This is a genomic window from Aquirufa salirivi, from assembly GCF_045310485.1.
Lineage (GTDB): Bacteria > Bacteroidota > Bacteroidia > Cytophagales > Spirosomataceae > Aquirufa > Aquirufa salirivi.
This window is the reverse complement of the sequence record NZ_JBEWZH010000009.1, coordinates 23,352-44,731: the sequence shown is the minus strand read 5'-3', so window position 1 is coordinate 44,731 and position 21,380 is coordinate 23,352. Positions and strand designations below refer to the sequence as shown.

The 21,380-nt window shown below is 36.9% G+C and carries 21 protein-coding genes; 13 read left to right on the top strand and 8 right to left on the bottom strand.

The genetic code is table 11. The features are described 5' to 3' along the window. Position 1: 1 nt before the first annotated feature. Both U0R11_RS11930 and lepB read left to right on the top strand, forming a co-directional pair. On the top strand, positions 2-784 hold the full coding sequence (locus tag U0R11_RS11930) for a phytanoyl-CoA dioxygenase family protein (RefSeq protein ID WP_406751902.1): 783 nt from the start codon (positions 2-4) through the stop codon (positions 782-784). A gap of 1 nt (position 785) precedes the next feature. Next, a complete protein-coding gene (gene lepB / locus U0R11_RS11925) occupies positions 786-1,931 on the top strand; it encodes a signal peptidase I (protein ID WP_406751901.1) in 1,146 nt (381 codons plus the stop codon). 53 nt (positions 1,932-1,984) lie between these two features. Here lepB and U0R11_RS11920 read toward each other — a convergent pair whose 3' ends face one another. Continuing rightward, positions 1,985-3,166, bottom strand: a complete 1,182-nt coding sequence (locus U0R11_RS11920) for a class I SAM-dependent rRNA methyltransferase (RefSeq protein WP_406751900.1) — start codon at positions 3,164-3,166, stop codon at positions 1,985-1,987. 19 nt (positions 3,167-3,185) lie between these two features. Next, entirely contained in the window at positions 3,186-4,082 is an 897-nt protein-coding gene (locus tag U0R11_RS11915; protein ID WP_406751899.1) for a zinc dependent phospholipase C family protein, read from the bottom strand. 54 nt (positions 4,083-4,136) lie between these two features. On the opposite strand from U0R11_RS11915, the gene rpsT reads away from it, so the two are divergent. Next, positions 4,137-4,394, top strand: a complete 258-nt coding sequence (gene rpsT, locus U0R11_RS11910) for a 30S ribosomal protein S20 (RefSeq protein ID WP_406751898.1) — start codon at positions 4,137-4,139, stop codon at positions 4,392-4,394. 85 nt (positions 4,395-4,479) lie between these two features. Beyond that, complete coding sequence (gene radC, locus U0R11_RS11905; RefSeq protein ID WP_406751897.1) at positions 4,480-5,181, top strand: RadC family protein; 702 nt, start codon at positions 4,480-4,482, stop codon at positions 5,179-5,181. A 147-nt stretch (positions 5,182-5,328) separates the two neighbouring features. Here radC and hisB read toward each other — a convergent pair whose 3' ends face one another. Continuing rightward, positions 5,329-6,441 carry a bifunctional histidinol-phosphatase/imidazoleglycerol-phosphate dehydratase HisB gene (gene hisB, locus U0R11_RS11900; protein WP_406751896.1) on the bottom strand — a complete coding sequence of 371 codons (1,113 nt, stop codon included), beginning with the start codon at positions 6,439-6,441 and terminating at the stop codon, positions 5,329-5,331. 120 nt (positions 6,442-6,561) lie between these two features. Here hisB and U0R11_RS11895 point away from each other — a divergent pair, with 120 nt between their 5' ends. Together U0R11_RS11895 and U0R11_RS11890 are read left to right on the top strand one after the other, a co-directional pair. Beyond that, on the top strand, positions 6,562-7,812 hold the full coding sequence (locus U0R11_RS11895) for an OmpA family protein (protein WP_406751895.1): 1,251 nt from the start codon (positions 6,562-6,564) through the stop codon (positions 7,810-7,812). 171 nt (positions 7,813-7,983) lie between these two features. Continuing rightward, positions 7,984-9,783: a DEAD/DEAH box helicase gene (locus U0R11_RS11890; RefSeq protein ID WP_406751894.1), complete on the top strand. Its 1,800-nt coding sequence runs from the start codon at positions 7,984-7,986 to the stop codon at positions 9,781-9,783. A gap of 49 nt (positions 9,784-9,832) precedes the next feature. On the opposite strand, the gene U0R11_RS11885 is transcribed toward U0R11_RS11890, so the two are convergent. Together U0R11_RS11885 and apaG are read right to left on the bottom strand one after the other, a co-directional pair. Further along, positions 9,833-10,279, bottom strand: a complete 447-nt coding sequence (locus U0R11_RS11885) for a hypothetical protein (protein WP_406751893.1) — start codon at positions 10,277-10,279, stop codon at positions 9,833-9,835. Continuing rightward, positions 10,279-10,665 (bottom strand): Co2+/Mg2+ efflux protein ApaG, encoded by a 387-nt coding sequence (gene apaG / locus U0R11_RS11880; RefSeq protein WP_406751892.1) that lies wholly within the window; start codon positions 10,663-10,665, stop codon positions 10,279-10,281. Before apaG ends, U0R11_RS11885 begins: the two co-directional genes overlap by 1 nt. Before the next feature lie 4 nt (positions 10,666-10,669). Between apaG and U0R11_RS11875 the strand changes: the two genes are divergently transcribed. Continuing rightward, positions 10,670-11,374: a uracil-DNA glycosylase gene (locus tag U0R11_RS11875; protein ID WP_406751891.1), complete on the top strand. Its 705-nt coding sequence runs from the start codon at positions 10,670-10,672 to the stop codon at positions 11,372-11,374. Here the strand turns inward: U0R11_RS11875 and U0R11_RS11870 are convergent. Together U0R11_RS11870 and U0R11_RS11865 are read right to left on the bottom strand one after the other, a co-directional pair. Continuing rightward, positions 11,369-11,665 carry a DUF4286 family protein gene (locus U0R11_RS11870; protein ID WP_406751890.1) on the bottom strand — a complete coding sequence of 99 codons (297 nt, stop codon included), beginning with the start codon at positions 11,663-11,665 and terminating at the stop codon, positions 11,369-11,371. The genes U0R11_RS11875 and U0R11_RS11870 overlap by 6 nt on opposite strands. Then, positions 11,662-14,622 (bottom strand): FAD-binding and (Fe-S)-binding domain-containing protein, encoded by a 2,961-nt coding sequence (locus U0R11_RS11865; protein WP_406751889.1) that lies wholly within the window; start codon positions 14,620-14,622, stop codon positions 11,662-11,664. Before U0R11_RS11865 ends, U0R11_RS11870 begins: the two co-directional genes overlap by 4 nt. A gap of 145 nt (positions 14,623-14,767) precedes the next feature. Between U0R11_RS11865 and U0R11_RS11860 the strand changes: the two genes are divergently transcribed. Next, on the top strand, positions 14,768-16,012 hold the full coding sequence (locus tag U0R11_RS11860; RefSeq protein ID WP_406751888.1) for an ABC transporter permease: 1,245 nt from the start codon (positions 14,768-14,770) through the stop codon (positions 16,010-16,012). A 48-nt stretch (positions 16,013-16,060) separates the two neighbouring features. On the opposite strand, the gene mdh is transcribed toward U0R11_RS11860, so the two are convergent. Then, positions 16,061-16,996 (bottom strand): malate dehydrogenase, encoded by a 936-nt coding sequence (gene mdh / locus U0R11_RS11855; RefSeq protein WP_406751887.1) that lies wholly within the window; start codon positions 16,994-16,996, stop codon positions 16,061-16,063. A 156-nt stretch (positions 16,997-17,152) separates the two neighbouring features. On the opposite strand from mdh, the gene U0R11_RS11850 reads away from it, so the two are divergent. The 5 genes from U0R11_RS11850 (at position 17,153) to ruvA (ending at position 21,369) form a co-directional block, all read left to right on the top strand. Further along, positions 17,153-17,572: a YkvA family protein gene (locus U0R11_RS11850; RefSeq protein ID WP_406751886.1), complete on the top strand. Its 420-nt coding sequence runs from the start codon at positions 17,153-17,155 to the stop codon at positions 17,570-17,572. Between the two features lie 71 nt (positions 17,573-17,643). After that, entirely contained in the window at positions 17,644-17,850 is a 207-nt protein-coding gene (gene tatA / locus U0R11_RS11845; protein ID WP_109322843.1) for a twin-arginine translocase TatA/TatE family subunit, read from the top strand. A gap of 78 nt (positions 17,851-17,928) precedes the next feature. After that, entirely contained in the window at positions 17,929-19,344 is a 1,416-nt protein-coding gene (gene gatA / locus U0R11_RS11840; RefSeq protein WP_406751885.1) for an Asp-tRNA(Asn)/Glu-tRNA(Gln) amidotransferase subunit GatA, read from the top strand. A 4-nt stretch (positions 19,345-19,348) separates the two neighbouring features. Beyond that, positions 19,349-20,779, top strand: a complete 1,431-nt coding sequence (locus U0R11_RS11835; RefSeq protein WP_406751884.1) for a lytic transglycosylase domain-containing protein — start codon at positions 19,349-19,351, stop codon at positions 20,777-20,779. A 2-nt stretch (positions 20,780-20,781) separates the two neighbouring features. Further along, positions 20,782-21,369, top strand: a complete 588-nt coding sequence (ruvA, locus tag U0R11_RS11830) for a Holliday junction branch migration protein RuvA (protein WP_406751883.1) — start codon at positions 20,782-20,784, stop codon at positions 21,367-21,369. Positions 21,370-21,380: the final 11 nt, after the last annotated feature.

Here is a 21,380-nt window from a genome sequence, read left to right as displayed (position 1 = left end):
TATGCACGATATCGAATTCATAAAAAAGGAATTAGACGAACAAGGCGTAGTGGTGATACCTGGTTTCTTTGATCCTTCATTAATTCAAAAATTGCAGGAGGCGGCCAAACAAATTTTTCAAATCCAATTTGATTATTTTGGTATTCAAGGGGATTTTTTGAGCCAAATGGTACAATTGTTTGAAAACCATTTGGACGAATTTATCAATTGTGGAAAATTGATTCAAACGGGTTTGATTGAATTATATCAAATTGCTGTTCATCCTGATTTAGTTCAATTGATGCATGAAATAGGGATGCAAGTGCCTAATATGTGTACTCGTCCAGTTTTGTTTTTTAATCATCCATCACTAGCTAAATCAGAGCATTTTTATAAAACTCCTTTGCATCAAGATTGGGTATCTATGTTATCCTCGGCTGATTCTGTGGTCGTTTGGATACCTTTGATGGACGTTCAAGTAGAACATGGACCTGTCATTTTTTATCCGGGATCCCACAAATTAGGTCCTTTGACAGATAAAATCGATAATGGTTTTGCAGAAGTGCCTTTTGATCGAAATTCATACCCAAGGCTACAACCTGAGTTGAAAGCGGGTGATATTGCTGTTTTTTCAACCATGTTAGTACATGAATCAGGTGTAATTACTAATAATGAAATACGCTGGTCTTGTCATTTCCGTTATACGAACATGCTTGATCCTGACTTTATAGAAAGAGGGTTTCCGCATCCATATATACATAAACCATCGCAAGAGTTGATTGATAAATTTTTGAAAAAGAAATAAAATGAAACAAGAGGAAACTAAACATCCTAAACAAAAGTCAGCTTTTAGAGAATGGCTTGATTCTGTAGCCTTTGCTGTGGTAGCTGCTACCCTGATCAGATTCTTCTTATTTGAAGCCTATACGATTCCCACACCATCCATGGAAAGCTCTTTGATGGTCGGTGATTTCCTTTTTGTAAGTAAAATGCATTATGGTGTTCGAACTCCTAAAACGCCTTTGCAGCTTCCTTTGACTCATCAGAAAATTTGGTTTACCAATTTACCTTCGTATCTACGTTGGTTGGATTTACCCGTATTTCGCCTTCCAGGATTTACCGAAGTTAAGAAAGGGGATGCTGTCGTATTTAATGCACCTAATTGGGAAGAAGATGGAGATGCTCCTTTAGATTTACGTACCTTTTATGTGAAGCGTTGTGTGGCTACTCCAGGAGATGTTTTAGAGCTCAGAGATCAACAAGTATTTATTAACGGAAAGGCATTAGATAATCCAGAAAGAATGCAGCATCCCGTTTTCTTAAAGACAAAAGAAGATTTGGATGAAACGTTTTTTGATCAATATGGAATCAGAAATTCGGCTGATGCTAGTTTTGAATCTTCAGACTGGTTGCCATTAGCAGATTCTACAAATCAATTGGTAGGTTATAAGCTCAATACCAGTAAGAAACATTTAGAAGAAATCATGAAATTACCTTTCAAAAAGGAAATTGATTCTAATTCATTTAAAGATCCCAAAGGTGTAACCTATTTAGACATCTTCCCTCACGATACCACCCGGTTTAAATGGAACCGTGATTTCTTTGGACCTTTACAGGTTCCTAAGGAAGGATGGACAGTCCAATTAGATTCGAAATCAACTCCTTTGTATCAGGAGGCTATCAGAACATATGAAGGAAATAAGGACATCACAATGGAAGGTGGGAAATTAATGAAAGATGGCAAGGTTTTGACATCTTATACCTTCAAACAAGATTACTATTTCATGATGGGAGATAATCGCCATAATTCAGCGGATTCACGTTTTTGGGGCTTTGTTCCTGCTGATCACATCGTGGGTAAGGCGGTATTTGTGTGGATGTCCTTGGATCCCAACAAAGGCTTATTCTCTGGCAAAATTCGTTGGAGTAGAATCTTTCGATTTGTTAACTAAGTAGATTTTATTTAAGAAAAAAGCCATCTGAATTAGATTTCAGATGGCTTTTTTTATATTACTCGTAAAACAAATCCTTTTAGGTAATTACTTTCTGGATGAAACAGGTTGATAGGATGATCAGGTGCTTGGGTCATTTGATGAATCACTTGAATTTCTCTTCCTGCCGCTATTCCCGCAGCCACTAACATATTCAAGAACAATTCTCTCGTTATCACTTGCGAACACGAATAGGTAAAAAGAAGACCATTTTTCTTGATTTGTTGAATCGCTAGCTGGTTGATTTTTTGATATCCTTGAAGAGCCTTATGCTTCGTACTAATGGACTTGGCAAAGGCAGGAGGATCCAGGATGATGATATCAAATTCATCTTGATTGTTTTTAAGATAGGGAAGCGTATCTCCTACTATAGCTTCGTGTTTCTTTTTTCCCAACTTATTCAAGCTAATATTGGCATTGACCAAATCAATAGCTTTAGCAGATGCATCTAAGGATATAACAGAAGCCGCTCCTGCTTTTAATGCATACATGGAAAAGCCCCCTGAATAACAAAATGTGTTTAGTATATGCTTATCCTTGGCGTAATGTGCTAATAAAGCACGATTATCTCTTTGATCTAAGAAGAAGCCAGTCTTTTGACCTGTAACCCAATTCACGGAGAACTTGATGCCGTTTTCTTGAATATTAAAGGGTACTGAGGCCGTGCCTAGTACATAATCATTCTGACAAGTTGCGGCAAAGTTAGGGGGTAATGTTTCTTTGCTTTTATCATATACCGCTTTCAATAAGTCCCCAAAGACAATTTTAAGGGCATTTACAATCGCTTCTCTATTTCGATACATTCCAATGGTATGAGCTTGAAAAACAAATACGTCTTGATACACGTCAATGATTAATCCAGGGCAGCCGTCGCCTTCACCATGAATTAAACGAAAAGCATTGGTATCGGTAAAATTTAATTGTTGCCTTAATTCCCAGGCTCTGGTTATTTTATGAACCCATAAATCTTGTAAGTCTTCTACAGGTGCAAACGATACGATTTTTACTGCGATACTTCCTGCATGATAATGTCCCAAACCAAGAAATTCCTCTTTGTCACTTAATACATTGACCCAATCCCCATCTTGCAAGTTTGGGCTTTGTTGGAAAATCGCACCAGAAAATATCCATGGGTGAAACCTTCTAACGGGGGCATCTTTGCCTCGTTTCAAATGTATGCTTTGCTCTGTTATCATGTTGCAAAATTGCACATTTTTATTTGAAATCACTTTGTCCACCTAATATCCATGCAGTAAATAGTAAATCTCCTAGATGTTGAATGGCAAATTTAAATTGATTTTCGATCTGTTGATTTAGGGATTGATGATAGGCTAAGCTGTAGGATTTACTGTAAGTTTTGATCAAGGAATTTCCCTTTTTTTCAAAGCTGTATTTTTTGTTCTCCGCAGTTATTTGATTTAAGTCTTTTTCTTTTTTCAATAAAGTTGGAATTAATTGGTTTGCATTTAATACCCACTCCCAGGCAGATTGTTGGGTATTTTCCACATAATTTGCTGGTCCTACCCAATCTTCTAATGCGTTTCCAAGTAATTCTGGTATACGAGATTCCCAAAAACTATGTAAGCCCTGTTGGCCTGTTTTTTGTCCATCGTAATTGGAGGTAGTATGTAAGGGAACGTGAGCATCTGCTACATAATGGCCTAATTCTGCTGATAATTTAATGATTTGTATGGTATCATTGTTTTTAAAGGCCTGTATCAATCGCTGGTGTGTTTTGGGAATATGCCAAACTACGATTCCATGTTTTTGAAGACTGTCCTCAGGTATTCGATTCATTGCTTGTACCCATGAAGTATGATGTAAAGATGTTGGATATTGATCTAGGTCAATGTAATGACGAGCTGCCTCTACATCTAGAATATACCTTCTTTGGTCGGGAAGCACGGCCCAATCTTCCATTTTGGATATATGTCTTTTATAAAACTTGCTTAAAGTAGGAGGTAAGGTGAAGATTGCCAGCTTGTTGATTTTTTTATGAACGAAGAATCCCCACGGATTTGCGGATATATTAGGACTGAAGAATAAAAAGAGGCTAAAAATCCAGTAAATTATCTGGCTTTTTTTAGGTAAAACCTTGTGAGTATAAATCATATTGTTTACTTTTGCATTTCAATTTTCAAAAGAATAGAAATTTTTTAGTTAAAAATGGCAAATCATAAATCAGCACTAAAGCGTATTCGGGCAAATGAAGCAAAGCGTTTGCGCAATCGTTATCAGCATAAATCTACTCGTACATTGATCAAGAAATTGAGATTGACTACGGACACATCTGTAGTGGTAGATTTGTTCAAACAAGTTTCTTCAGCTTTGGATAAATTGGCGAAGAAGAACATCATCCACAAGAATAAAGCAGCCAACCAGAAGTCTAAATTAGCTAAGTTGGTTAACAAAGTCGCTGCTTAATCGCGCGAATATCATATACTTGATAAACCCTGCCTATGGCGGGGTTTTTTCGTTTATGGGTCTTACATTCGCTTAAAAAAAGCCAATGGAATACGAAGGCCCCAAGCTAGGAATTAAAGAGCTAAATGTCGAAGATCGCCCTCGAGAGAAGTTGAACTTAGTTGGTAAGGATTTATTAGGTGTGGATGAGTTACTTGCTATTTTGATTCATTCAGGGATTCCCAATAAATCCGCATTGCAGATGGCCAATGAATTATTAAATTCCATTGGAGGAAATTTAAGTACCCTAGGTCGTTTTTCATTGAGTGATTTCATGAAATTTAAAGGACTTGGAAATGCAAAGGCAACCATGTTAGTAGCAGCTATGGAATTAGGGAGGAGGAGAATGTCGTATGAGGCTTCTCAAGCCATCCAAGTGATTCAAAGCTCAAAGGATGCCTATCGCTTATTTCATCCCCATCTCTTTGATTTAAATCATGAAGAGTTTTGGGTCATGCATTTAAATCGGGCATCCAGTGTATTGAAAATGCAACGACTGAGTATGGGAGGAGTAGCAGGAACATCCGTCGACTTAAAACTTTTATTTAAGTCCGCTTTAGACACGATATCTAGTTCTTTGATCATTGCTCATAACCATCCATCTGGACAATTAAAACCAAGTAAGGCAGATCGAGAATTAACGCAACGAATTGTGGAAGCAGGTAAGATGTTAGATATCCAGATTTTGGACCATGTAATAATTACTGCTCAGGGCTATTTCAGTTTTGCCGATGAAGGCTGTTTATAAAGAAAGAGGCTTATTTACCTCTCTCTTTATAAATTTTTTGAAGTTTTGAACCAATAACAATTGAAATTGCAAACAAAATAATAAAAAATGCTGCTCCTGAATAACCCATAGTTGTATGTTTAATGACGTGCAAAAATACTAAAAAAATTAAAGCAGGCCTTTAGTACTAGGTAAAGAATTTAAATTATTTACGTCTCTTTGGACTGCTAATCGAATTGACTTAGCAAAAGCTTTAAAAATGGCCTCTATTTTATGGTGTTCATTTTCTCCTTCTGCCTTGATATTTATATTGGACTTAGATGCATCGGAAAAAGATTTGAAAAAATGAGCGAACATTTCAGTTGGCATTTCTCCAATTTTTTCTCTTTTGAAAGTGGCTTCCCAAACCAACCAATTACGGCCAGAGAAGTCAATCGCCACTTGAGCCAAACAATCATCCATGGGCAATAAAAAACCATAACGATTGATTCCTCGCTTATTTCCTAAGGCGATAGCAAAAGCCTCTCCCAAGGCAATACCCGTGTCTTCAATTGTATGGTGCTCATCAATGTGTAAATCTCCTTGTACATGGACTGCTAAATCCATATTAGCGTGTTTCGCAATTTGATCCAACATATGATCAAAAAAACCTAGGCCAGTTTGGTTATTAGCCTGACCACTTCCATCCAAATTTAATTCAATGTGGATTTTCGTTTCATGCGTATTTCTATGGTGAGATACCTTTCTATCAGGTAATTGGAAAAAATGGAATATTTGATTCCAATCCTCACATTGTAGAGCCAAAGAAGCTTGTAATGCTGATGGGACTTCCAATGCTCCAATTAAAATTCCCTGACATCCTAAGTTTTCAGCTAATTGTATATCCGTTAGGCGATCACCTATCACATAAGAATTCGATAAATCGTATTCGGGAGAAAAGTACTCTGTTAATAGTCCAATCCCTGGTTTTCTTGTCGGTAAATTTTCATGAGGAAAACTCTTATCAATGTGAATCTTCGAAAATGTTATTTCCTCAGAAGCTAAAATTTCCAACATTTTATTTTGAGCAGGCCAAAACGTATCTTCAGGAAATGAAGAGGTTCCTAAGCCATCTTGATTGGTCACCATCACCAATTCATAATCAGTGATCTCGGTGATTTTTTTCAAATTGGAAATGACTTGAGGCAAAAAGGCTAGTTTTTCATAGCTATCCACCTGCTGGTCAATGATGGGTTCAATGATAATGGTTCCATCACGGTCAATGAATAATACTTTCTTCATTCGGCAAAGTTAATGATACATTTTCATGGAAGTAAGAAATATGAAAAAAATACGAATCAATATGTGCTAAAAGTGATGATACTAATGTAATTTAGGGGATAATTATACCCAAAGAGGCAGATGTTTACAATTTTGGAAGCTGGCGAGAGAGAGATTTTTATTCAACGTGTAGCACTATTAACCAACGAGAATGTTGATAAAATACAGGAATTAGTACCTGTTTGGGAATCCATTATTTTAGGTTCATCCCTAAAGATGATACGAAATCAGATTCGTTTCAATGCTTTATACAATTTTATTCAGCACAAGTCCGTGCCCAGTAAAGAGATAGAAGTAATTTTTTCTAGTTCAACGGCTAGTGTAAACTGGGATGAAATCATATCCTATGGAGAAGGATTATTTGGCATATTAATGCCCGATAAAAAAAGTGCAATTGCCTTATTGGTTTCTCGTGAATTGAAGTGTAAAAGTTCATTGGTAGTAAAAGGCTTGAGTATTTGTTTCGCTATGTACGGAAATCGGTTGAAGCAAGTTGATATAGCTATTATGAAGGATTGGAATTCCTTTGGGGAACATTTTTTTGCTCAAAAGCATGATTTTGCGTCTTTGTGTCCTCCTAAATTACAAGGCCAGATTTCTGAAATTTTACTTTTATCCGATGTATTCAAGCATGAATCTAGTTCGTTTCAAATTAATGCAGATGAAATTGACTTGAATTCTGATGAAGAAGGTGGTTCAACTACTAATTGGAAAGCAATTGGGCTGATTATTGGTTCCGTTTTGTTAGCTTCGGCTATAGCTTGGTTTGTGTATACCAAGATGACTAAAGAGGATGAAGTAGTTAGTGCTGATACCGAAGAAATTATACCCATTGACAGTTTGGCTAAGCTACGTGATAGTTTGTCTAAATTGACTGCAGATTCTGCCAGAATAGCATCGGATTCATTGACGCATTTGAGTTGGCCCGACGGTAAGGCCTATGATGTGCCTAAATCCTCCGCCTTAGTTCCCATGTTTGAGTATTTAACGGATACTACGAATACAGAATCCAGCGAATTGCGAGTAAGTGAAATTTCTTTTGATGTAGAAACCAATCAATTAGTTTCACCTTTTGATGCCTTTTTTAAGAAGATGGCAGAGGGTTTAAATAAGTACAAAGATGTCCAAATTCGTATCTTTGCATTTGCTGAAAATGATGCTAAATCTGGCTTGAAACGTGGTTTTGTAGTCAAAAATCGTTTAGTCGGTGAAGGGATTTCCCCCAATCGTATTGAAGTAAAAGCAGCAGGAAATAACATCAATCCCGAGGCATCTGTTCCAATCAATTCACAAGTACTTTTGGTCTTATCTAAGAAGTCTGTATTAAAATAATACAATTTATTTGCTTCTCATTTTTTATTAAAGTACTTTTGTGCTTTAGAAATACAAATACATCCTCACAACTCTTTTTTACATTAATTGTAAAATTCTTTTCCCTGGTAAAGGGCTATCGGCAAGAGTTAATTACGGATGTGTTCGGGCAACGTAATTAAAAAACAACAAATGAGTAATCAAATTCGCTTTGATTCGCTTCCGTTTTCGGAAGGAATCCTGGCTGCTGTTAATGAAATGGGCTTTGAATTCGCTTCTCCCATTCAATCAGAAGCTATTCCATTTATTTTAGAAGGTCGTGATGTAATCGGCCAAGCACAAACAGGTACAGGTAAAACTGCCGCGTTTGGTATTCCAATGATCGAGCATGTAGCTCCATTCGAGAAATATGTGCAGGCCATCGTGTTATGTCCTACGCGTGAATTAGCTCTTCAGGTGACTGAAGAATTAAAGAAATTATCCAAGTTTACTAAAGGTGTTTGGGTTACAACTGTTTATGGAGGAGACTCCATTGATCGTCAAATCAAGTCATTAAAGGCTGGAGCCAACATCGTTGTGGGTACTCCTGGTCGTGTTATCGACTTAATCGAACGACGTGCATTGAAATTAGGTCAAGCTTCCATGATTGTATTGGATGAGGCAGATGAAATGTTAGACATGGGTTTTAGAGAGGATATTGAAAGTATCTTGCAAGAAATTCCAGAAGAGCGCCAAGTGGTATTATTTTCTGCCACGATGTCAAAGCCGATTTTGGCTTTAACCAACCGTTATTTAACTAACCCTAAATTAGTTAAGGTAGTTAAAAACGAAATTACGAATGTGAACATTGAGCAATTGTACTTTGATGTCAAAGGACGTGCGAAAATGGAAGTAACAACACGTTTGATAGATTTTTACAACCTGAAATTGGTTCTTATTTTCTGTAATCAGAAGAAAAGGGTTGATGAAGTGGTTGAAGAATTGGTGATACGTGGATATGCTGCCGAAGGTTTACATGGTGATTTACGTCAATCTCAACGTACACAAGTGATGAACCGTTTCCGTAACGGAAATGTAGGGTTCTTAGTAGCTACTGACGTAGCTGCTCGTGGTTTGGACGTAGAAAATGTAGATGCGGTTATTAATTATGATATCCCATTGGATGAAGAATATTATGTACACCGTATCGGTCGTACTGGTAGAGCTGGAAAATTCGGTAAAGCTTTCACTTTAGTCGTTGGTTCAGAGAGAAATCGCTTGCGCGAAATCATGAATTACACTAAAGTAAAGATTGAAAAAGGAGTTATTCCTACGTTCACGGATGTAGTAGGTGTTAAAAAAGGCATGTTTATTGAGCGTGTTGCTGCTACAATTCAAGAAGGAGATTTAGATGTATTTAATGATGCATTGACAAACCTACATCATGCTGGGTTTACAACGGAGCAAATTGTTGCCGCTTTAGTGAAAATTAGCATGGGAGTTCAAAAGAATGAGTTTGGTGATGAAAATCTCGAAGGAGAATTAGAACGTCAATCTCGTAAATATGGTCGTGATGACCGTGGTAGTGATCGCGGTGGAGACCGTGGAGGATACCGTGGTGATCGTGGCGGTGAACGTGATGGCCGTCGTGGCGCTGGTCGTTTCGAGAGAGATTCTCGTTATGGTGGACGTGATGACCGTGGTGGCGATAGAGATCGTGGACCACGTGGACCAAGAAGTGACAAAGAAGGTAAGCCTTATCGTTCCGATGAAAATATGGTTCGTATGTTTGTTAACATTGGTTTCAACGAGAAAATATCTCCTTCTAACATCGTAGGAGCTTTTGCAGGTGAATCTGGAATCCCTGGTAATGTATTAGGGCAAATTCAAATTGAAAATAAGCATACCTATGTAGATGTGCCTAAAGAATATGCGAATGTTGTTTTAGAAAAAATGGCTGGAGCTCAAATTAAAGGAAAACGTGTTTTAGTAGAAATTGCTAAGCCCGTATAATTTTTTGAGAATACATGGAAAAGGCGACTTCGGTCGCCTTTTTTTATGTCTAAGATTTTTTCAGCATAAAATGCTGTTTACTAGCTAGCTGATTAAATCGTAATATACCTATATCAAATAGGTCAATGCTGTGAATGACTCGTGGGTCATCTACTAAAGTATCCCAAATATCTTGGCTTAGTGTAGATTCATAGGGATGTAGAATAAATAAAATGGAATTAGATTGGGCCTTTGGAATTAAATCTTGATCAATTTGTTGGTAAATTTCTGGATTTAAATGTGGAATAACCAAAGGAAAAACTTCCCCAGAATCAATTTCTTGGGCATAAAATTGACTCACCTCGTGGATGAGTTCATTGGTTTTATCGTTCGTTGAAATTCGCTTTTGTAATATCGGATTGATTACCTCGGTGTATAATTTAAATATAGAGGGGGAGTGTAATCCATGACTTGTTTGAGCTTGTATTAAAAAGAAGAATTTTTGAAATAAACGCATTAATTTAAAATATAAGTAGGTGCTAATTCAAAGGGTGGAATCTTAACTGAAAAGGTGGATTGATTTTCTAAATTCAGAAAAGTGTAATGGCCACTCATTTTGCCCAAATTGCCGATAATAGGACAGCCTGAAGTGTAGGTAAAGGATTGGTTTGGTTCAAGAATGGGTTGTTGACCTACCACACCTAAGCCATTCACATGTTCTGTTTTTCCAGAGCCATCTTGTATTTTCCAGAATCTACTGACTAATTGAGCAGGTTGCTTACTGAGGTTTTTGATTGTAATTTGGTAAGAGAAAAAATGTTGGTATGGTTTTTGAATTTCATATTCCGACAAATGTTGTGTCTCTACAGCAATATAAAAACCATTCGTGATAGCTTCAGTCATAAGTATGGATCAAATTGAGAGTAAAATAGTTCGAAAATTACCTGATTTACTAATGAATGATTGGAAAAATATTTTCCTTTCTGAATTAGGTGAATCATATTTTGAATCGATGCAAGTGAAGTTGTCCAAAAAAATGCAATCGGATGAAGTTTTTCCGCCTCAAGATGCTATTTTTCAAGCATTTAATTTATGTTCTTTTGCCGATACTCAAGTGGTTATTATAGGTCAGGATCCCTATCATGGGAAAGGTCAAGCTCATGGCCTGTGTTTTTCGGTTACATCAGGTTTACCACTTCCTCCCTCATTGAGAAATATAAAAAAAGAACTACATCTGGATTTAGATGTGTTTTTGACAAATCAAGATGGTGATTTAAGTCTATGGGCGAAACAAGGTGTACTATTACTGAATTCGATTTTAACAGTTTCTGAGGCTAGACCTGGTTCACATGAAGATATAGGGTGGCAAAAATTAACTTCCTTAGCCATTGAAAAAATCAGTAAAGAAAAAGAACATGTGGTATTTTTGTTGTGGGGTCATTATGCGCAGCAATTGGCCAAAAATGTAGATGAGAAAAAGCATTTGCTTTTAAAATCTTCTCATCCTTCGCCACTATCGGCTAACAGGGGAGGTTGGTTTGGGAATAAGGTGTTTTCAAAAACCAATGACTACCTGATCGCCCATCAAAAGAAAGCGATCAACTGGCTATAACTTCTTCAACTGACTTGGGAAATAGACATGTTGATTGGGGAATTCTTCCAATAAAAACCCGGATACAAGGGTCTCTATAATAGCCAATTGTTTTTCAAATTCTGGTTCCACCCAGCATTGTAAGCTAAAACCTTTGGAGTCAGGTTCTTGATGTGAGGTGATTTCAAATAAATATACGCGAGAAATAAATGATTGCTTTTCTATTTCTGGTACAATGATTTTTTGTAAAGCAATAAGAGCTTTTTCTTCAGTTGAATTTTCAAAAAAGAGCGATAAATTAAATTGAATCATATTTTTATCTGGGGATTGGCCAAGGATTGGTATAGAATTTCAACAGTATGATATGCGTTTTTATCAATACCATCTTTGATTTGATGCCTACAAGAAGTACCATTGCTTGCCACAATGGTTGAACTTGGTTTGGATAATATTGTTGGGAATAATACCAAGTTGGCTATTTGTTTAGAAATCTTGAAATGTTTTTTTTCATAACCAAATGAACCTGCCATACCACAACATCCTGAAGGTATTAATTCTACTTCATGTCCTTCTGGAAATGACAAAACCTGTCTTGTAGAGCTTAAGCCAGCAATGGATTTTTGATGGCAATGCCCATGCAAGACTATTTTCCTGCTTTTTGTTCCAAATGATGATTTTTGTATTCTTCTAGACTTGATCTCTTGGGCTAAGAATTCGTCAATCAATAGGCAGTTTGCTTTTAATTTTAGCGCATCATTTTTGAGTTCAGGGTCAACTAATTCTGGAATCTCATCACGGAAGCTTAGAATAGCACTTGGCTCCAAGCCAATGAAGGGTGCGTTTGAACGAATGATTTCTTTAAGTAACACTACATTACGGTTAGCAAGCTTTTTAGCCTCAATGAGCATGCCTTTCGATAAATAACTTCTGCCGCTAATGATTCCTTTGGGTATTTCTACACCATAGCCAAGTTCATTTAATAAGACAATGGCCTTTTTGCCGATCCCAACATCATTGTAATTGGTAAATTCATCAGCAAAAAAGTAAACCATCCCCAAAGGCATTTCTGTTTGGCTCACTTTCTTTTTGTAGGTTGAAAACCATTCTTCGAGACTGGTAAATGATACTTTGGGAATACTTCTTTCCCAAGAAAATCCCATGATGCTTTTGATGATGATGCTGCTTAAAGGGAATTCGATGGCAAAATTATATAGGGGAGAAATTTTTCTAACCCAGTTTTGTATTCGAGGAAAATGACCAATTAATTGAGTTCTCCATGGAGTACCTTGTTCGATATAACTCTGTTGAAGAGTTTCTGCTTTTAATTTACTAATATCAACTCCCGAAGGACATTCTGTTTGACATCCCTTGCAGGAAAGACATAAATCCAATATGTCTTTCAATTGTGGATCAGAAAAGGGTTTTTCTACCTCAGAACTGAGAATTTGCCGCAGCATATTGGCTCTTGCTCGGGTACTATCCTTTTCTTGTTGGGTAGCCATAAAACTAGGACACATGGTTCCACCTGATAGGGCTGTTTTTTTACAGTCGCCTGAACCCGAACATTTTTCGGCTAAGGTCAGTGGGTCATTTAACGCACCATAATCAAAGAAATACTGTCTTTTTTGTGGAATTTTAGCTTGAATTCTAAATGCCTCATCCATGGGAGGAGTATGGACTATTTTTCCTGGATTAAGGGTATTGTTTGGGTCAAAAATATGTTTGATTTCTTGAAAAAGCTCATAAATTTCGGGACCCATGATTTCAGGAATAAATTCTCCCCGAAGTCTGCCATCTCCATGTTCGCCGCTTAATGATCCTTGATATTTTTTAAGAATCTGAACTGTTTCTTGCAATAATTGGCGGAAAAGTTTTTTCCCTTCCTCCGATTTTAAATCAAGAAATGGCTCAATATGCAATTCTCCAGCGCCCGCATGAGCATAAAATGCGGCTTGTACTTGATGTTGTTCTAGAAGATTTTGAATATCAGCAACATAATTGGGCAAATCTTCTGGATCTACAGCACAATCCTCAATTAAATTGACAGCTTGTTTATCGCCAAGAATATTCCGTATCAAGCCTAGTCCAGCTTTCCTGATATCCCATCCTTTGGAAATTTCTTCTCCAAATAAAGTAGGACAGGCATATCCTATGTTCTGAGCATTTAATTTTTCAATAAATTGATTGGCTTTATTTTCACTACTAGACGCTTCGTCTCCTCGAAACTCCACCATTAAAATTGCCTCGGGCTTACCTTGAATAAAATCTCGATCTTTTTCGAATTGAGGGTGACCTTCTGTAAAAGATAGTATGAAATCATCTACCAATTCCGAGGCAGTAGGAAGACAAGATAATGCCACTAAATTGGCTTGCAGAGATTCTTGAATGGAATGGCAGTGTACGCATACTAAACAAACATCCGCAGAAGGAATATCTAATAATTGTAGACGAAGGGAGTGAACCACTGCCAAGGTACCTTCAGAACCAGCTATTAATGTGGAAAGATTAAATGGCTTTCCAGTAGGGTTGAAAGGTTGCATTTCCACCAAAGCATCTAAAGCGTAGCCCGTATTTCTACGTTTAATGCTGGGTTTGGGAAATTTGTTTCTGATTAATTCTTGCAAAGCAGGATTATTCAAAATCCGATGTAACTCCCGGTATATGTTACCTTCTAAATTCTGAAGACTCGTTTTTTTATAGAATTCTTCATTACTTAATGGATGAGTGTATATGTCTGTACCATCGGCTAAAATAGCTTTTGTTTCAATCAAGTGATCACGAACATTTCCCCAAACGATGGAATGTAATCCACAGGAATTATTGCCCACCATGCCACCTAAAAGTGCCCTATTGGCCGTGGAGGTTTCGGGTCCGAAGAATAGGCCTGTTTTTTTTATGGATGTATTTAAATCATCTCTGACCATACCAGGTTCTACCCATACCGTTTTTTCTTTTTTATTAAGCGAAATGATTTTACTCATGGAAGAAGAAACTTCCATCACGATACCTTCACCTACGACTTGGCCTGCCAGTGATGTACCTGCGCCGCGTGGAATGATGCCTAATTTATTATTTTTAGCAAATTGAATGAGACGTTTAATGTCTTTATGAGAAGCTGGTATGGCAACGGCCTTCGGCTGGACTTGGTATACCGAAGCGTCAGTGGCATAAATTTTACGGGCTATTTGTGAAGATTGAGAGGTATCGAAATACAATTTACCCTCAAAATGAGCAGATAATAGGTGATATTCTCGTTGACTCCAAGCCATGGGTATGAATTAAGATATAAAATTACAAAAATCCAGTCTTACCATCATATTGCCATTCAAAGTTTATACCATCTATTCATACAAATAGAAGAATATAAATTGAAATAGCTTAGTAACTTTAAGCTTATTGCCCAAATTCATAGCTATGAAATTTCTAAGACAAGTATTTGAAAGTTTAGTTTTTGCCTACCAGGCACTTCGTTCTAATATCATGCGTACCACCTTGTCCTTGCTAGGAGTTAGTGTAGGTATTTTTGCCATAGTCGCTGTTTTTACTGCAGTGGATTCATTGAATGGCAAAATTCGCTCGGAGATTGATTCTTTTGCAGGTTCAGGAGTTTTGTACGTAGGCAAATGGCCTTGGTTGATGCAAAATAATTATCCTTGGTGGAAATATTTGAATCGCCCTGAGATGAAATATTCGGAGTTTAAGTACTTGAAGGAAAATCTAACTTCGGCACAAGCGGTGGCAATTATTGATGGAGGTAGAACAGCCTCAGTCAATCGCGGAAGTAGTAGTATGGATGTTAATATCACAGGGGCAAGTTATGATTATAATCAAGTAACTAGTTGTCCTGTTAATCAAGGAAGGTATTTTTTACCCATTGAATCAGATAATGGACTGAATGTGGCCATTATTGGTTCCAAGGTTGCTGAAAACCTTGCCAATGGGGAGTCGATGATTGGTCAGGTAATAAAATTAAATGGAATTAAATTTTCGGTGATAGGCGTCATAGAAAAGAAAGGAAATGATATGTTGGGTTTTGGTGGTACTCCAGACGAGAAAGTTATTATTCCTTACATTACTTATGCAACTATTTTTCAAAAAGATCGACCACAGCCAGATATATCCATTAAAGCTTTTGAGGATGATGTGAATCAGCAAAATTTGGAAGGAGATATTTCGGGGATGATGCGTAGTTTGCGTTCGATTAAACCTAAACAAGAGGATTCTTTTTCTATCAATCGAATGGATGGTTTGAATCAGTTTTTTGATGGAATTTTTTCTGTTCTCAATATAGCAGGAGCTTTAATTGCTGGTTTTTCTTTATTAGTTGGAGGTTTTGGTATTGCCAATATTATGTTTGTTTCGGTAAAAGAAAGGACTAATATTATCGGGATTCAAAAGTCTTTAGGAGCTAAAAATTATTTCATCATGTTTCAGTTTTTATTTGAAGCTGTATTCTTAAGTTTAATTGGAGGGATAGTGGGGATCGGTTTGGTGGTCTTAATTACACTCATCCCACAAGAGGCCTTGCCATTAAGTTTAAGTTTTAAAAATATTCTTAGTGGTTTAATGATATCAAGCTTTATTGGAATATTGTCTGGTATTATCCCAGCTTGGGTGGCAGCTAAGATGGATCCTGTTATTGCAATCCGCTCTAAATAGAAAAAGGCCATCGAGAGATGGCCTTTTTAATTTTATATTTTGATGGTATTATAAACTCAAGGTACTTAAAACGGAGTTCATATTACGTACAGCATCAGCTGATTTATTGAAAGCAGCTTGCTCATCTTCTGTTAATTGATAATCAACGATTTTCTCCCATCCGTTTTTACCTAAAACAACGGGGACACCTAAGCAAATGTCTGATTGGCCATATTCTCCTTCAAGAGATACGCAGCATGCCATGATTTTTTTCTCATCACGCACGATAGCTTCTACCAATGCAGCACCAGCTGCACCAGGTGCATACCAAGCAGAAGTACCTAATAGGCCTGTTAATGTAGCTCCACCAACCATCGTATCAGCAGCCACTTTATCCAATGTTTCAGTGGATAGGAATTGATTTACTGGAACGCCATTGTAAGTAGCTAAACGTTTCAACGGAATCATCGTAGTATCTCCATGACCACCTATGACAGTTCCATGGATATCATTGATTGAGACATCCATAGCTTTTGCTAAATAACATTTGAAACGAGCTGAGTCCAACGTACCACCCATACCAATGATACGGTGCTTGTCTAATCCAGCTACCGACTTCGCTAAATAAGTCATGGTATCCATAGGATTGGAAATAATCACAATGATTGGATTTTTAGAAAATTTCAAAATATTTTCTACTACACTCTTAACGATACCAGCGTTAACCCCAATTAATTCTTCACGTGTCATACCAGGTTTTCTTGGTAAGCCAGAAGTAATGACTACCACATCTGAATTAGCTGTTTTAGCATAATCATTGGTAGAACCTACTAATTTGGTATCAAAACCTAATAGGGAGGCAGTTTGGAACATATCCAAGGTTTTGCCTTCAGCAATTCCTTCTTTGATGTCCAATAAAACTAATTCATCTGCTAATTCTTTTCTAGCGATGTTGTCAGCACATGTAGCACCTACAGCACCAGCTCCAACTACGGTAATTTTCATTGTTGTGTGATTTTAATGATTCTTATGAGCAAAAAACTCCCCTAAATTACGATAAAACACTTACATATTTGTAAAAGTAGTCGGATTATATAAATAAGGGCAAGGCCTGCTAGATTTTGGTATTCAATTTGTATATTTATGGATAAATCAATGTTTATGACTAGAAAAATCACTTTTATTGATCGCATTATAAGCTCCCAATTTTTCAAAGAAGCTTTGGATAAAGGGGAAGACTTAATGGATAACAATAAATATGGTTTATTAAATTTGGTGAAACAATCTTTACAAAAAGTGAATGAAACTGCTGCTCAAAGCAATCTTTCTGTGGTTCGTTTATTAAATCATTACATTGTATTGTTTAGTCAGTTGATTAAGGCGTATGTACAAGGAACTTATCGGAAATTACCTGCGATAACTCTAGCAAAAATTGCTGCCGTGTTGATTTACTTTATATCACCTTTTGATTTTATACCCGATTTGTTGCCCATTGTTGGTTTTACAGATGATTTGGCATTAGTCCTATGGGTAGGAAAATCAATTAAACAAGAACTAGATGAATTTGAAAAACAAATGTAATCTTTGACCCTTAGAGAAGGATTTTTAATTAGTATTGAATATATTTACAAAATTTTTAAATACAGAAAATGATGAGCATAGCAAGTATATTGTTGTTTTTGAACGGTTTAGGTGGTGGAGAACTTTTATTAATCGGTTTAGCCATACTATTGTTCTTTGGTGGAAAGAAGTTACCTGAGTTAATGCGTGGACTAGGTAAAGGTATCCGTGAATTTCAGGATGCTAAAAATGAAGTGAAAGATCAAATCAATAAAGAACTAGACGAGACTAAGAAGTAATTCTTCGTTTTACTTATTTATCTGCATAGTTGGACTTGTCCAACTATGCTTTTGTGTTTTATTGAATACCCCATTTGGATGAATATATCCCAGTTAAAATACAGTGATTTAAGGAAATTGTTGGACGAAGGTCAGTTGACCTGTGTGGACATTGTGAAGTATTATTTGTCCCAAATTGAAGCACATAATCCCAAGCTGAATGCCTTTTTAGAAGTATATGCTTCGGAAGCACTAGAAAAAGCGGCGCACATTGATAATAAGTTCCAATCAGGAACGGCAGGTGAATTAGCCGGCTTGGTCATTGGAATCAAAGACTTACTTTGTTATGAAGATCATCATTCCTATGCCGGAAGTAAAATTTTACATTCTTTTAAATCAACTTTTTCTGCAACTGCTGTTCAGCGACTACTAGATCAAGATGCCATTGTAATTGGTAGACAAAATTGTGATGAGTTTGGTATGGGCTCTACCAATGAAAACTCGGCTTTTGGTCCTGTCCTGAATTTCAAAAATACAACCCACGTTGCTGGTGGAAGTTCGGGTGGTTCTGCTGTAGCCGTCCAAGCCAACATGTGCCATATTTCTTTAGGTACAGACACTGGGGGATCTATTCGTATGCCAGCTGCTTTCTGTGGTGTTATTGGTTTGAAACCCACTTACGGTCGTGTTTCTCGTTGGGGATTAATTGCCTATGCCTCCTCTTTTGACACGATTGGTCCTATAGCTCGCCATGTAGATGACCTAGCTTTAGTTTTGAGATATATTTCAGGGGCTGATGGACAAGATAGTACGGTTATTTCTATGTCCCAGTTTTCAGCTAAAAAGCCAAGTTCTGGTAAGCGAATAGCCTACATCAAGGAAATGGCTGAGCATCCAAGTCTGCAAGCTGATATAAAAATTGCCTTTTTTGAGAAGTTAGAACGATTGAAAAATAAAGGTTATGAGGTTATTCCGGTAGATTTTCCTTTTGTAGATGCTTTATTGCCTACATATTATATCCTTACAACTGCAGAAGCGAGCTCTAATTTATCACGATTTGACGGTGTCAAATTTGGTCATAGAACATCTGTTTCCACCAAAGATTTGTTGGACATGTATAAAAAGACGCGTGATGAAGCATTTGGAGAAGAAGTCAAGCGAAGAATCATGCTGGGAACATTTGTCCTAAGTGCCGATTATTATGATGCTTATTATACCAAGGCGCAAAAGGTTCGGAGATTGATCAAAGAGTTTACGCAAGGCTTATTGGAGGAAAATGAATTTTTAGTTTCTCCGACAACATCTTCTACCGCTTACCGTTTGGGAGAGAAAACACTAGATCCACTACAAATGTATTTAGGAGATTTATTTACCGTTCAGGCCAATGTGGCAGGTTTACCTGCTATTTCTATACCTATGGGTGAAGATACACAATCTTTACCCATGGGATTTCAAATCATGGCTGATGTTTTCCAAGAAGAAGCAATGTTAATATTAGCCAAGGAATTAGTTTAATACGTTGAATAAGAAGATCTTACATATTATTTTCATTTTACTACTTATTGTTAGCTCAATAGGGAAGGCTCAAGTATGGAATCCATTCAAACCTATATTAGATGAGCGTGTCATTGATTCTTTAGCTCAATATGAACAAGGTTCTCCGACAGCTTGGATGATTGATCCAGCTTTGATTGAGGGACGTTTGAAACAGATGAAGAATCAAATTCCGCTGCCTTATAATTTCTACGTGCATCAGTTTGTTGAGTACTTTGCTTTTAGGAAGTCTGACTTTACTCAGCGCATGTTGGAAAAGCGTGATTTATATTTTCCTATTTATGAGAAATATTTAAAGCAATATAACCTTCCTGATGAACTTAAATATTTATCATTAATAGAATCAGGTCTTGATCCTAAAGCCTTATCCAATAAAGGAGCTGGTGGATTGTGGCAATTTATGCCTTATACCGCCCGAGGTGATTTTGGTCTTCGTGTAGATTCATACATTGATGAACGATTTGATCCTGAACGAGCTTCGGAAGCAGCAAGTAAGTATTTAAGGCAATTGTATCGAATTTTTGGCGATTGGCATTTAGCTTTGGCAGCGTATAATACGGGGCCCGGAAATGTGAAACGTGCCATTCGAAACTGCAAAGGTTCTGATGATTTTTGGGGGATTTATCCCTGTTTGCCTAAACAAACACGTGCGTATGTCCCCCAGTTTATTGCTATGGCCTACATGATGAATTATCATTGGGATCATGCCATACATCCGGAAACTTGGGCGAGTCATGTTCCTTCTGATACCTTACAAATCAATGGATATTTGAACTTAAGTGTATTTGCTTCTTTAGCCAAGATATCCATGGATACGTTGAAAAAGCTAAATCCACATGTATTAACCCATTATTTGCCAAAAGATTCAAAATCGTTTGTATTAAAAATCCCTAAAAATAGATCTGACTTTTTCCAAGTAAATCGAAAGCAAATCCTTGATTCTGCTGGACTAGCGTCAATTTCCATACAACCCGTTTTTGCAACAGATACCAGTGCAAGTATGAGAATGCGTATGGTTAAGGTGCGCTACAAGGTTAAAAAGGGAGAAACTATTTATGAAGTAGCACGCAAATTTGAAATATCTGTTTTTGAATTAAAAAGGATTAACCGTTTAAGGAGAAATCGCTTGAAAAAAGGTCAAAATTTGTTTGTTTTGGAAAAGCAATGGTTTCCAGTAAAATATGTGGCTAAGGTAGCGGATACCTCAACCATCAAATTAACGACTAAGCAATTAGTCTCTAAAAAGAAAAAAGTCAAGTACTATTTAGTTCGATCTGGAGATACTTTATCCGACATAGCAGAAAGGCATGAAGGATTGACAGTGGCTAAAATTAAGAAATTAAATCGATTGCGTTCAGCGGTATTACGACCAGGAATGCGACTTAGAATATCCTAAAGATGATTGCATATTTGCAAGGTAAATTAGCCCATAAAGATCGTACACATGTCATTATTGATGTGAATGGAGTAGGATATGAAGTTAAGATATCACTTCAAACCTATGACAGTTTGACAAATGGACATGAATCCATCAAGCTTTTTACCCATTTACAGATAAAAGAAGACTCCCATACTTTGGTTGGTTTTCATAGTATGGACGAAAAGTTTTTGTTTTTAGATTTAATTAGTGTTTCAGGTATTGGTTTAAGCACGGCTTTGGTCATGTTATCTTCATTCTCTTCTGGGGAAATTAGAGCAGCCATTATGAATGAAAATATTGGTTTGATTCAATCGATTAAAGGTATAGGTTCTAAAACGGCACAGCGTGTTATTTTGGAATTGAAAGACAAATGCAAAAAGGATGCCCTATTTGTTGAAGCTGGTTTAGCTTCTCATGATCATACATATGGGGTTAAACAAGAAGCTTTAGCGGCGCTTGTTACCTTGGGAATTGCTAGGGGTGTTGCTGAGAAAAGTTTGGATAGTTTACTAAAAAGTAATCCAGATGCTTCAATTGAGCAATTAATTAAGTTGGCTCTTCGTTAAATTGGTTTAAA